Origin of the sequence: Actinotalea sp. (assembly GCF_041597215.1) — a bacterium.
Lineage (GTDB): Bacteria > Actinomycetota > Actinomycetes > Actinomycetales > Cellulomonadaceae > Actinotalea.
Genome location: NZ_JBFHHB010000091.1, coordinates 1 through 11,731, shown reverse-complemented (window position 1 = coordinate 11,731; position 11,731 = coordinate 1). Strand labels below are relative to the sequence as shown.

General features: G+C 73.1%; 10 protein-coding genes. 6 read left to right on the top strand and 4 right to left on the bottom strand.

Annotation, left to right across the window (positions count from 1 at the left end):
* The coding region (locus tag ABWK99_RS08310) for a glycoside hydrolase family 3 N-terminal domain-containing protein (protein WP_372594231.1) at window positions 1–2,260 on the top strand (2,260 nt) is incomplete at its 5' end.
* 159 nt (window positions 2,261–2,419) lie between these two features.
* Window positions 2,420–3,376 carry a ribokinase gene (locus tag ABWK99_RS08305; protein ID WP_372594230.1) on the top strand — a complete coding sequence of 319 codons (957 nt, stop codon included), beginning with the start codon at window positions 2,420–2,422 and terminating at the stop codon, window positions 3,374–3,376.
* Window positions 3,377–3,399: 23 nt separating this feature from the next.
* On the opposite strand, the gene ABWK99_RS08300 is transcribed toward ABWK99_RS08305, so the two are convergent.
* A complete protein-coding gene (locus tag ABWK99_RS08300) occupies window positions 3,400–4,152 on the bottom strand; it encodes a TetR/AcrR family transcriptional regulator C-terminal domain-containing protein (protein ID WP_372594229.1) in 753 nt (250 codons plus the stop codon).
* 96 nt (window positions 4,153–4,248) lie between these two features.
* Here ABWK99_RS08300 and ABWK99_RS08295 point away from each other — a divergent pair, with 96 nt between their 5' ends.
* The 3 genes from ABWK99_RS08295 to ABWK99_RS08285 all read left to right on the top strand — a co-directional run bounded on the left by ABWK99_RS08295 (window position 4,249) and on the right by ABWK99_RS08285 (window position 7,387).
* A complete protein-coding gene (locus tag ABWK99_RS08295) occupies window positions 4,249–5,283 on the top strand; it encodes an NAD(P)-dependent alcohol dehydrogenase (protein WP_372594228.1) in 1,035 nt (344 codons plus the stop codon).
* Window positions 5,283–6,038, top strand: a complete 756-nt coding sequence (locus ABWK99_RS08290) for a DUF4386 domain-containing protein (RefSeq protein ID WP_372594227.1) — start codon at window positions 5,283–5,285, stop codon at window positions 6,036–6,038. Before ABWK99_RS08295 ends, ABWK99_RS08290 begins: the two co-directional genes overlap by 1 nt.
* A 122-nt stretch (window positions 6,039–6,160) precedes the next feature.
* On the top strand, window positions 6,161–7,387 hold the full coding sequence (locus tag ABWK99_RS08285) for a glycerate kinase (protein WP_372594226.1): 1,227 nt from the start codon (window positions 6,161–6,163) through the stop codon (window positions 7,385–7,387).
* On the opposite strand, the gene ABWK99_RS08280 is transcribed toward ABWK99_RS08285, so the two are convergent.
* From ABWK99_RS08280 to ABWK99_RS08270, 3 genes are read right to left on the bottom strand one after another with little or no spacing between them, the layout of a single operon-like run.
* Window positions 7,318–8,166, bottom strand: a complete 849-nt coding sequence (locus tag ABWK99_RS08280; protein ID WP_372594225.1) for an alpha/beta fold hydrolase — start codon at window positions 8,164–8,166, stop codon at window positions 7,318–7,320. The genes ABWK99_RS08285 and ABWK99_RS08280 overlap by 70 nt on opposite strands.
* Before the next feature lie 33 nt (window positions 8,167–8,199).
* Window positions 8,200–8,985, bottom strand: coding sequence for a glucosamine-6-phosphate deaminase (nagB, locus tag ABWK99_RS08275; RefSeq protein WP_372594224.1), 786 nt, complete (start codon window positions 8,983–8,985; stop codon window positions 8,200–8,202).
* 9 nt (window positions 8,986–8,994) lie between these two features.
* Window positions 8,995–9,915 (bottom strand): MurR/RpiR family transcriptional regulator, encoded by a 921-nt coding sequence (locus tag ABWK99_RS08270; protein WP_372594223.1) that lies wholly within the window; start codon window positions 9,913–9,915, stop codon window positions 8,995–8,997.
* A gap of 214 nt (window positions 9,916–10,129) precedes the next feature.
* Between ABWK99_RS08270 and ABWK99_RS08265 the strand changes: the two genes are divergently transcribed.
* Entirely contained in the window at window positions 10,130–11,701 is a 1,572-nt protein-coding gene (locus tag ABWK99_RS08265; RefSeq protein ID WP_372594222.1) for an ABC transporter substrate-binding protein, read from the top strand.
* The last annotated feature ends 30 nt before the right edge of the window (window positions 11,702–11,731 follow it).

Sequence of the window (11,731 nt, the reverse complement as noted above, 5' to 3'; positions counted from 1 at the left end):
CCCTGCGCGGCCGATCGACGAGCGCATCGCCGACCTGATCTCCCGGATGAGCCTGGAGCAGAAGGTCGGGCAGATGATGCAGGTCGACGCACGCGACGACCTCGACGACCAGGTGCTGAACCGGCACGTCGGCTCGATCCTTCACGCCTCCCCGGCTCTCGTCGCCCGTGCGCACGAGCTCGTCGCTCGTACGTCGCTGCGCATCCCCCTGCTCGTCGCGGAGGACTGCATCCACGGGCACTCGTTCTTCGAGGGCGCGACCATCTTCCCGACCCAGCTGGGCATGGCAGCCACCTGGGACCCCGAGCTGCTGGAGCGGGTGGCGCGCGCGACCGCCGTCGAGGCCGCCGCGACCGGCATCCACTGGACCTTCTCTCCGGTGCTCTGCGTCGCCCGCGACCTGAGGTGGGGTCGCGTGGGCGAGACGTTCGGCGAGGACACGTTCCTCATCGGGGAGCTCGCCTCGGCGATGGTCCGCGGCTATCAGGGCCGTGGGCTCGACGACGAGACCGCGGTGCTCGCCTCGGCGAAGCACTTCGCGGGCTACTCCGAGACGCAGGGTGGGCGGGACGCGAGCGAGGCGGACCTCTCGCGCCGTCAGCTGCGGGCGTGGTTCCTGCCCCCGTTCGAGCGGGTCGCCAAGGAGGGGTGCCGGACCTTCATGCTCGGCTACCAGACCGTCGACGGTGTGGCGATCACGGTGAACGAGTGGCTGCTCTCCGACGTGCTGCGCGGCGAGTGGGGGTACACCGGCACCCTCGTCACCGACTGGGACAACGTGGGCCGCATGGTCTGGGAGCAGATGGTGCAGCCGGACTATGCCCATGCCGCGGCCGCTGCGGTGACGGCCGGCAACGACATGATCATGGTCACCCCCCGGTTCTTCGAGGGGGCGCTGGAGGCGGTCGCCCGTGGCCTGCTGGAGGAGCGCGACCTCGACCGCGCCGTCGCTCGCATCCTCCGGCTCAAGTTCGAGATGGGCCTGTTCGAGAACCCGCGCGTGCCCGACGCCGACCGCATCAGCGCGCGCGTCGGTGCGTCCGAGCACGAGGCGCTGAACCTCGAGGTCGCGCGCCGGTCGCTCGTGCTGCTGCGCAACGACGGCCTGCTGCCGCTCACCCCCGGCGCGACGGATGAGTCCGGTCGAGCGGTCGGCGATGGAAGTCCTCGTCGGGTCGCGGTCCTCGGGCCGCTCGCCGACGACGCGCAGACGCACCTGGGTGACTGGGCCGGCAGCTCGGGCCAGACCGACTGGATGCCCGACGGTCATCCCCGCGAGATGATCCACACCACGCTCGACGGGCTGCGCGCGACGGTCCCGGCGGACTGGTCCGTGACCTACACCCGCGGCGCCGAGATCCTCACGCTCGAGCCCGACCCCGAGGGGGACGAGTTCCCCGACGGCCAGCCGCGCTGGCCGATCGTCGTGCCCTCGCCGGTGGACGACGACCAGCTCGCCGCTGCGGTCGAGGCCGCGACCGCGGCGGACGTCGCCGTCGTGGTCGTCGGCGACCGGGTCGAGCTCTTCGGCGAGGCACGCTCGACGGCGACCCTGGAGCTCATCGGCGGGCAGGTCGCGCTGCTCGACGCCGTCGTGGCGACAGGGACGCCCACCGTGGTGGTGCTGCTGGCGTCGAAGCCTCTGGTGCTTCCCCCGTCCGTCGACCGCGCCGCTGCGCTGGTGTGGGTCGCGAACCCCGGCATGAAGGGTGGCCAGGCGCTGGCCGAGCTGCTCCTCGGCGTCGTCGAGCCGGCCGGGCGTCTGCCGATCTCGTTCGCCCGGCACGTGGGCCAGCAGCCGACGTACTACAACCAGATCCGGGGCCAGCACGGCGACCGGTACGCCGACCTCACGCAGAAGCCGGCGTTCGCCTTCGGCCACGGCCTGGGCTACAGCGAGGTCCACTACGAGGACCTGCGGCTGGATGCCGACGAGTACTCGACAAATGAGACCGTCCGCGCCCGGGTCACCGTCCGCAACGTCGGCAGTCGCCCGGCCCACGAGGTCGTGCAGCTGTACGTGCGCGACGTCGTGTCGTCGGTCAGCTGGGCCGACCGGGAGCTCAAGGCGTACCAGCGGGTGGAGGTGGCGCCAGGCACCGCCGAGACGGTCGAGCTGGAGCTGCCCGTCGCGGCCTGCACCGTGGTGGACGCCGCGGGGCGCCGGGTCGTCGAACCCGGCACGTTCGAGGTCCTCGTCGGTCCGTCGTCGAGGACGGAGACCCTGCTGGCCGCGCGCTTCGAGGCACGGCCGGCGTGAGACGGTGCGGGCGGCGCTCCGGCGCCGCCCGCGGTCGGTCGCGCGATCGCCGCGAAGGCTGACCCCAGCACGCCCGACCCGAGTTGCCGACGGGTCACCGGGCGAGCAGGCTCCGATGAAGGCCCTGCGTCGGTCCTGCGGGCGCCGGAGGAGGTCATCGTGCGCCGCATCGTCGTGGTCGGCGAGCTCAACATGGACATCCACCTCTTCGGGGTGGCGGAGTCGCCGGGCCCGGCGATGCTCGTGGCGGACCACCACCTCGCCGAGCCGGGTGGCAAGGGGGCGAACGTCGCACGCGCGGCCGCGCGTCTCGGCGGCGAGGTCGCGCTGGTCGGCCGGGTCGGCTCCGACGAGTTCGGTCACGACTGCGTCGGGGCCGTCGCCGCGGACGGGGTCGACACCTCCGGGGTCCTGACCACACCCGACACCTCGACCGGGTTCGTGGCGATCCAGCTCGACGACGGACGTCACCGCTCCCTGGTCTTCTCGCCCGGGGCCAACGACCTGCTCACCTGGGACGACGTCGAGCCCGTCGTCGACCGGCTCGACCACGGAGACCTGCTGATCGTGCAGGCCGAGGTGCCGGCGGCGACCCTGACCGCCGTGTGCGAGCACGCCGTCGCGCGGGGGTGCCCGGTCCTGCTCGACCCCACTCCGCCCGGGCGCGTCGGTCGCGAGCACCTCGCCGCGGCCGAGGTCATCACGCCGGACCTGGCCGAGGCGGCCCAGCTCACCGGCCGCAGCGGTGGTTCCCTGCTCTGGCCTGCCTTCGCCGCCAGGGAGCTCGTGGAGGCCGGCGCGCGGCGGGTGATCCTCAAGCTCGGCGAGCCGGGGGCGCTGCTCGCCGACGCCACGGGCGTGGTCCAGATCCCGACGACGTCGGTGCGGGCGCGGGACGAGACCGGGGCGGGGGACGTCTTCCTCGCGGCGCTCGCCGTCCGTCGTGTCAAGGGTGCCGGCTGGGACGAGGCGGTGCGGTTCGCCAACGCGGCCGCTGCGATCTCCGTGGAGCGGATGGGGCTGGCGCTTCCCGGTCGCGCGGAGGTCGACGAGGCGGCCCGCCTGCTCGTGGAGCCCTCGCGCACGGTCCTGCCGGCCGTGGCTGCTCCGGGCTGACAGCGCTCGAGCCGGCACCGCCCCTACCGTGACGCGGCCGGGTCCTCGTCCTCGGCCGCGGCCTGCTCGAGCCCGTCGAGGACGAGATCGAGCCCCACCTCGAAGGAGCGCTCGGCCGCCTCGGCGGTGGCGGTCCGCTCGAGCCCGTCGAGGACGAGGTCCAGTCCCACCTCGAAGGAGTGCCCGAACGCGTACCCGGGCTGCAGCGTGTGCCGGGTGGTGAACTCGACGAAGTGCGGGTAGGCCCCGGCGGGGAAGGACCGCAGGACCTGCTCGGCCAGCTCGCCGAGGTCGACGTCGCCGAGGAAGGGCAGATGCGCCTCCTGCATCGTGAACCCGTAGACGTAGCTGTCGAGGATCGCGTACGCGTGCGCCGTCACCTCGAGCGAGAGCCCACCGCCGCGGAGGCAGCCGAGGACGGCGTCGTGGTGGCGGAGCGAGGCGGGGCCGGGGGAGGTGCGCGACTCCATGAGCGGGGGTGCCCACGGGTGCCGGTTGAGGACCTCCCGCGCCGACATGCACCGCCGACGCATGGCCGCGCGCCAGCCGAGCTCCGCCGGTGGGAGCTCGATCTCGGCGAAGACCAGGTCGACGATGCCGTCGAGGATCTGCTCCTTGCCCGGGACGTGGTGGTAGATCGTCATCGGCTTCACGTCGAGCGCCGTGGCGAGCCTGCGCATCGTGAACGCCTCGACGCCGATCTCGTCGGCCAGCGCGAGCGCCCCGCGCAGCACCCGGTCCTTCGTCAGTGCTGCCCGCGCTCCCTGCGTCGTCATTCCTCGACTCCTCGGCCTTGACGCTCGTACTTAGTACGGATAGCGTACCCGACATCCCCTCGTACTAAGTACGAACCCGCCACCCACGGAGGAACCATGAACGCCAGGACCGACCGGTCGGGAGCGCCCCGGCCGCCCGTGACCACCCGCAGGATGCGCGCGATCGTCCAGGACACCTACGGCCCGCCGGAGGTGCTCCGCGCTGCGGAGATCGACCGTCCGACGATCGCCGCTGACGAGGTCCTCCTCGAGGTGGCGGCCGCCGGGGTGGACCGGGGCGTCTGGCACCTGATGGCCGGCCGGCCCTACCTGGTACGCCTCGGCTTCGGGCTGACCAGGCCCGCCGTCGCGGTCCCCGGGCTCGACGTCGCGGGCCGGGTGGTCGCCGTCGGCTCCGAGGTGCGTCGCTTCCGGGTCGGCGACGAGGTCTTCGGCATCGCCCGCGGGGCGTACGCGCAGTACGCGGCTGCGAAGGCGAGCAAGCTGGCCCTGCGGCCGGCGGGGCTCGCTGTCGAGCAGGCGGCCGTGGCGACGATCTCCGGGATCACCGCCCTCCAGGCGCTGACCGACGTCGGTCGGCTGAGCGCCGGGCAGAGCGTCCTGGTCATCGGGGCCTCCGGCGGTGTCGGCAGCTACGCCGTCCAGCTCGCGGCGGCCCTCGGCGCCACCGTCACCGGTGTGGCCAGCGGCGCCAAGGCCGACCTGGTCAGAGAGCTCGGCGCGCATCACGTGCTCGACCACGGCCGCGACGACTACCTGGACGGCTCGGCACGCTACGACCTGATCCTCGACATCGGCGGGCTCAACCCGCTCCGCCGGCTGCGCCGGGCGCTGACGCGGACCGGGACGCTCGTCATCGTGGGTGGCGAGGGCGGCGGCCGGTGGACGGGCGGGATCGGTCGCCAGATCCGCGCCACGCTGCTCTCCACGTTCGTCCCCCAGCGTCTGACCTTCTTCCTCAGCGCCGAGCGGCAGGACGTCATCCAGCGACTCGCCGGGTACCTGGAGCGCGGCGAGGTCGTGCCCGCCGTCGGCCGGCGCTACCCGCTCGACCAGACGTCGACCGCTCTCGCCGATCTCGTCGCGGGACACGCCCGCGGCAAGTCCGTCATCCTCGTGAAGGAGTCCTGATGTCCACGCTCACCGCTCACCTCACCTCGACCCCGGGCCCGGTCTCGCCCCGCACCGGCCGTCGCACCGCCGCCCGGATCGCCGGAGTCGGGTACGTCCTGCTCTTCGTCCTGGCGATCCTCGCCAACTTCGTGGTCCTGCAGGGCCTGGTCGTCGACGGGGACGCAGTGGCCACCGTCGCGAACCTCGACGAGCAGACGGGCCTGTTCCGGTTCGGCCTGGTGGCCTTCCTCGTCGTCGCCGTGGTCGACGTCGTCGTTGCCTGGGCCCTGTTCGTCGTGCTGCGCGAGGTCCATCACGACCTCGCCCTGCTCGCGGCCTGGTCGCGACTCGCGTACACCGTGATGCTCGTGGTCGGGCTGGTGTTCTTCGTCCAGGTCCTCACGCTGGTCACCGACCCCGGGATCGTCGAGGCGCTCGGCGCGGAGGAGCGCGGGGCGCAGGTGATGCTCGCGCTGGCCTCCTTCGACGCCGCATGGCTCCTGGGGCTGGCGATCTTCGGGGTGCACCTCGCGCTGCTCGGCGTCCTCCTGCTCCGCGGCCGGATCGCCCCGCGGGCTCTCGGCGTCCTGCTCGTCGTCGCGGGGGCGGCCTACGTCGTGGACACCCTTGCCCACGTCCTGCTCCCGGACTACGCAGCGGTCGCGAACCTGCTCCTCGCCGTGGTCGCGCTGCCGTCGATGCTCGGCGAGGGCTGGCTGGGGCTGTGGCTCCTGCTGACCAAGCGCCTCGACGGCGTCGGCGCGCGAGGCTGATCGGACGGGCGGCACCGGATCGGCGAGGATGGGCGCATGCTCCCCCGTGCCGCGATCGGGACCGGTGCCGTCCCGCGGGTCGTCCGCCCCGGCGACGCGCCCGTCCCGCCCGGCGGTGGCCGATGAGGATCGTCTGCGCCCCGGACTCCTTCAAGGAGTCGATGACGGCGGTCGAGGCCGCGGCCGCGATGCGGCGGGGTGTCCACCGCGTCGATCCCACGATCACCTGCGAGCTCGTGCCGATGGCCGACGGCGGGGAGGGGACGGCCGAGGCCCTGGTCGCGGCCCTCGACGGGGAGTGGGTCGAGGTCGCCGTCCACGACGCACTCGGCCGTCCCTGCACCGCACGCCTCGGGTACGTGCCGCGGACGCGGCTCGCGGTGGTCGAGGTCGCCGAGGCCGTGGGCCTGGCCAGGATCGACCCGGCGGAACGCGACCCCTGGGCAGCCGACTCCCGAGGGGTGGGCGAGCTGATCCGCGCCGCCCTGGACCGGGGTGCCACGCAGGTGGTCGTCGGCCTGGGCGGATCGGCGGTGAACGACGCCGGGACGGGGATGCTCGTCGAGCTCGGCGCGCGCTTCCTCGACGCGCAGGGGCGCCCGGTCCTCGCCGGAGCCCGCGGGCTCACCTCGCTCGCCGCACTCGATCTCGGGGAGCTGGACCCGCGGCTCGCCGGGGTCCGGTTCCGGATCGCCTCCGACGTGACCAATCCTCTGCTCGGCGAGCAGGGGGCGTCCGCGGTGTACGGGCCCCAGAAGGGGGCGACAGCCGAGGACGTGCCGGCGCTCGACGCGGCGCTGGCGCGCTGGGCCGACGTCGTCGAGTCCGCCCTCGGCCGCGAGGTACGCGAGATCCCCGGCGCAGGCGCGGCCGGCGGACTCGGGGCGGCCTTCGTCGCTGTCACCGGCGCCACCCCCGAGAGCGGGGTCGCCCTCGTCCGGGACGCCGTCGGGCTCAGCGGGCGGATCACAGGGGCGGACTGGGTGTTCACCGGTGAGGGCGGGATCGATGGCCAGACCGCCTCCGGGAAGGCGCCATGGGGCGTGGCCCAGGCGGCCAGGGCGCAGTCGGTGCCCACCGTGCTCTTCGGGGGACGGGTCGCCGAGGGCGCCGAGGCACTGCTCGGCGCCGGTGTCGTGGCCGTCGTCCCGATCCTGCGGCAGGTCACGGACCTGCCCACGGCCCTGGCGGACGGGCCGGTCAACCTCGAGCGGGCCGTGGCGACGGTGACCCGCCTGCTGCTGGCAGGGGCGGCGGCGGGCCGCGGGCGGCCGGTCCCTCAGCCCTCGGCCGAGCGCTCGGCGACCCACTCCAGGGCCGACTCGGCGCCCCGCACGACAGAGACGTGACCGTCCTGCGCGCCGAGGCGCAGCTCGGCGTGCGGGAGGTGTGCGGCGAGCCACCGGGAGTGGGCGGCCGGCACGATCCGGTCCTGCTCCCCGTGCAGCAGCAGGGTCGGTGCGCGCACGTCGGCGGGGTCGAACCCCCAGGGGCGCACGTAGGCGAGATCGTCGTCGATGGCGGGGGCGCGGCCGGACGGGGCCGCCGCCGCGACCACCGACCCGAACCAGGACCACTCGCCCTCGAGCACGGCCAGGTCGGCGGGGGTGAACTCGGGGTCGTACTCGTCGCCGTGCGCGGCCTCGTGCGCCTCCTTTGCCGCCCGGCCCTTTGCCGCGGAGGTGAGGGCCGCAACCCCGGAGGCGCACATGCCCGCCGTCCAGTCCAGGCCGGGGGCCCCGTAGGGGGCGAGGGACGCCACGGCGACGACGGCGATCACCCGGTCCGCAAGGAGCGCTCCGCAGGCCAGGGCGTGCGGCCCGCCGCCGGAGTGGCCCATGACCGCGAAGCGCTCCACGCCCAGCGCGTCGGCCACCTCCTCCGCGTAGCGCGCAGCCGAGGAGACCGGCCGGTCGGGGCACGGCGAGGACCCTCCGTACCCCGGCCGGTCCCAGGAGAACCACCGCAGCCCCAGTCGCTCGGCCGCGTCCAGGAGCGGGGCAGGGGGCGCTCCGGTGTTGGGTGTGCCGTGGTGCCACAGCAGCGGGACCTCACCGCGCCCGGTGTCGTACACGTGCAGGAGCGCTCCGTCGGCAAGGGTGAGCGCTCGCTCGCTCGGGTGTGCCATGGCACCACCTTCGCGCACCTCGCCCCCGGACGCTCAGATCCCTTGCCAGTCCGGCTTCCCCGCGAAGACCTCACGGTAGTAGTCGGCCAGCAGGAGGCGTGAGGCGGCGGCCCGGTCGAGCAGGACCGTGACGTGCGGGTGGTGCTGGAGGATGGTCGCCGGCCACAGGGCGCTGACCGGGCCCTCGATCATCTGGTGCACCGCCTCCGCCTTCTCGGTCCCGGTCGCGAGCAGGACGATGTGCCGGGCCTCCATCACGGTGCCGAGCCCCTGCGTCAGGCAGTGGTGCGGCACGGCGTCGGCGTCGCCGCCGAAGAACCGCGCGTTGTCGGCCCTGGTCTGCGCGGTGAGGGTCTTGATGCGTGTCCGCGAGGCGAACGAGGACCCGGGCTCGTTGAAGGCGATGTGCCCGTCGCTCCCGATGCCGAGGATCTGGAGGTCGACGCCCCCCGCCGCCCGGATCTGCTCCTCGTAGGCGGCGCAGGCGGCCGGGAGGTCTGCTGCGGTCCCGTCCGGTCCGGCGACCGCGGCGGGATCGAGGTCGACGTGCGAGGTGAACTCCCGCTCGATGACGTGCCGGTACCGCTCAGGGTGGTCCTCGGCGAGCCCGACGTACTCGTCGAGGGTGAACGCCGACGCACCCCGGAAGGAGAGCGCGCCCGCCTCGTACCGGCGGATCAGCTCGCGGTAGACGGGCAGCGGGCTCGAGCCGGTGGCCAGGCCGAGGACGGCGTGCGGCTTCGCGGCGAGGAGGCCGGCGATGCGGTCGGCGACCAGGCCGACCCGCTCCGCCTCGTCCTGCATGACGATGACTTCCATCAGGTACCTCTATCCCTCGTCCGGGCGCCCACGGTCGAGGGGGAGCCGATGTCCGCGCACGGCGCGGTAGGTCTGCTGCAGCGCCGCGACGGAGCTGTCGTAGGAGGCCTGGGCGACGCCGATGAAGAGGCAGTCGACGACGGCTAGCTGGGCGATCCTGCTGCCCAGCGCCCCCGACCTGAACAGCGTCTCCCGCGCCGCCGTCAGCAGGACGATGTCGGCGGCCGCGGTCAGCGGCGACCTGCTGAAGTTGGTCAGCGCGATGGTCGTGGCGCCGCGCGACCGCGCCTGGTTGAGGTAGTCGACGGTGTCCGTCGTCGTGCCGGAGTGCGAGACCGCGAGAGCGACGCAGCGCTCGTCCAGGACGGCGGCGGTCGTCAGCGCGGCGTGCGAGTCGGGCCACACCAGCGCCGTCAACCCGATCCGCGTGAGCTTCTGCTGGAGGTCGAGGCCGACGATGGACCCGGCGCCGACGCCGAAGATGTCGATCCGTCGCGCCGCGAGGATCGCAGTGATCGCGCGGCCCAGCGCTGCGGTGTCGAGGACCTCCGCCGTGTCGGAGATCGAGAGGGTCTCGCTCCTGGCGATCTTGGAGATGATGTCCGTGAGCGTGTCGCCCGGGTCGATGTCCCCCGAGACCGGCAGCCGGTCCGCACTCTGAAGGCGCTCGCGAGCCGCCTCCTGGGCCAGGTCGAGCCGCAGGTCCTGGTACCTGGTGTAGCCGACGCTGCGGTAGAAGCGGACGACGGAGGTCGTCGAGGTCCCGCTGCGCTCGGCGAGCTCGGCGATCGAGAGGTTCGCCGCGGCGTCCGGGTCGTCGAGGAGGACGTCGGCGACGGCCAGCTCCGACGGGCGCAGGCCGGGCCGGGCCTCGCGGATGCGGAGCAGGACGGTGCGGGAATCGTTCTCCCGGACGGCGGCTGAGGTCATCGACGTCTCCCTGTTCGCTCCGGTCGGGAGCACATGGTGTCACGGGCGGGTTCGTGGGAACGAGGGCCCAGACGGCGGTTGCGGAATTGTGTTACGTGATCGTAACCCCACGGGTAAGAAATTGACCTACTCTGATCGCGAGCGCCCCCCGTGACCGCCCGGAGCGCCCTGGCCGTGACTCAGCGGTCGCCCAGCAGCGAATGGAGCAGTGTTCATGTCACCACGTACCCGCACGACGCGTGGCTGGATCGCCGCAGTGGCCTCCGCCGCCGTCCTTGCCCTCGCGGCGTGCTCGAGCCCCGCCTCGACGAGCCCCTCCGAGACGGCCGAGCCGTCCACCGCCACCGCCGGAACCGCCGGCGGGGACCTCGTGATCGGCGTGACGAGCGATCCCGACACGCTCTTCCCGTGGAAGGCCACGCAGTTCCAGGCCGTGCGTGTGCTCGAGCAGATCTACGGCACGCTCACCGAGTTCGACCAGGACCTCAACGTCGTCCCTGGCCTCGCGACGTCGTGGGAGACCTCCGAGGACGGCACCCAGCTCACCCTCACCCTGCGTGAGGGCGTCACCTTCACCGACGGGACGGCGTTCGACTCGGCGTCGGTCACGAGCTCGCTCGAGGCGATCATGGACGAGGCCAACGCCGCGGTCGCGCGGTCGTCGCTCTCGCAGGTCACCTCCGTGGACGCCCCGGACGCGTCGACCGTCGTGCTGAACCTCTCGGCGCCGGACGCCGCCCTGCCGGCGAACCTCGCGACGGTCAACATGGCCATGCTCCCGGCCGGCGCGGTCGAGGCGGACCTCAACACCACCCCGAACGGCACGGGTCCGTTCATGCTCGACGAGCGGATCCCGAGCCAGTCCATCGTCCTGGCCGCGAACCCGGACTACTGGGGCGATGCTCCGACGCTCGCGAGCGTCGAGTACCGGGTGATCCCTGACGAGTCCTCGATCGTCTCGGCGCTCCAGTCCGGCAACGTCCAGTTCGCCGTCTTCGACGACCCGCTGGTCGCGCAGACCGCCGAGGGCCCCTCGGTGACCGTGGAGACGACCCCGCAGCTGTCGTACCACGTGCTCCAGCTCAACGCGCAGCGCGGTGACCTGGCCGACGTCAACGTCCGGCTCGCGATGCAGTGCGCGATCGACCGTCAGCAGGTCCTCGACACGGCAGCGCTCGGTGAGGGCGAGGTGACCGGTCCGATCACCTCCCCGGCCTACAAGTCCGACCCCGACGCGCGGCCCTGCCCGACGCGTGACCTCGACAAGGCCGCGGAGTACCTCGCCAAGGCCGGCAAGAGCGACGGCGTGACGATCAACACGATCGTGTCCCAGGGCGAGTACGCGACCTCGGTCAACGAGGCGCAGAACCTCGCAGCCCAGCTCGCCGAGGCCAACATCACCCTCAACATCGAGGTCCTCGAGTCGGGTACCTACGTCGACCGGTGGATCGCGGCCGACTTCGACGCCGCCGTCGCGCTCAACGGTGGTCGCCCGGACCCGGACGGCATGTACGGCCGGTACTTCACCAGCACGGGCAACCTCAACGAGGTCGCCGGGTACAGCTCTCCCGAGCTGGACGCGCTCTTCGCCGAGGGCAAGGCCACGAGCGACCCGGAGACCCGCAAGGAGATCTACGCGCAGGTCTCCGCCGAGCTCGAGGACAACGCCGCGTGGATCTGGCTGTTCACGAGCTACACCTACACGGCAACGGCGTCCTCCGTGCAGGGCTTCACCCCGATGGCGAACGGTTCGCTGCAGTCGCTGCGGACCACCACCGTCGGCTAGTCCCCCCGGGGTGGGGGGGGGGGGGGGGGG

Excerpts from the sequence above, each read along its gene's own strand:
- ABWK99_RS08285 (WP_372594226.1), top strand. The coding sequence starts at position 6,161 with ATGAGGATCGTCTGCGCCCCGGACTCCTTCAAGGAGTCGATGACGGCG.
- ABWK99_RS08295 (WP_372594228.1), top strand. The coding sequence starts at position 4,249 with ATGAACGCCAGGACCGACCGGTCGGGAGCGCCCCGGCCGCCCGTGACC.
- ABWK99_RS08265 (WP_372594222.1), top strand. The coding sequence starts at position 10,130 with ATGTCACCACGTACCCGCACGACGCGTGGCTGGATCGCCGCAGTGGCC.
- ABWK99_RS08290 (WP_372594227.1), top strand. The coding sequence starts at position 5,283 with ATGTCCACGCTCACCGCTCACCTCACCTCGACCCCGGGCCCGGTCTCG.
- ABWK99_RS08300 (WP_372594229.1), bottom strand. The coding sequence starts at position 4,152 with ATGACGACGCAGGGAGCGCGGGCAGCACTGACGAAGGACCGGGTGCTG.
- ABWK99_RS08280 (WP_372594225.1), bottom strand. The coding sequence starts at position 8,166 with ATGGCACACCCGAGCGAGCGAGCGCTCACCCTTGCCGACGGAGCGCTC.
- nagB (WP_372594224.1), bottom strand. The coding sequence starts at position 8,985 with ATGGAAGTCATCGTCATGCAGGACGAGGCGGAGCGGGTCGGCCTGGTC.
- ABWK99_RS08270 (WP_372594223.1), bottom strand. The coding sequence starts at position 9,915 with ATGACCTCAGCCGCCGTCCGGGAGAACGATTCCCGCACCGTCCTGCTC.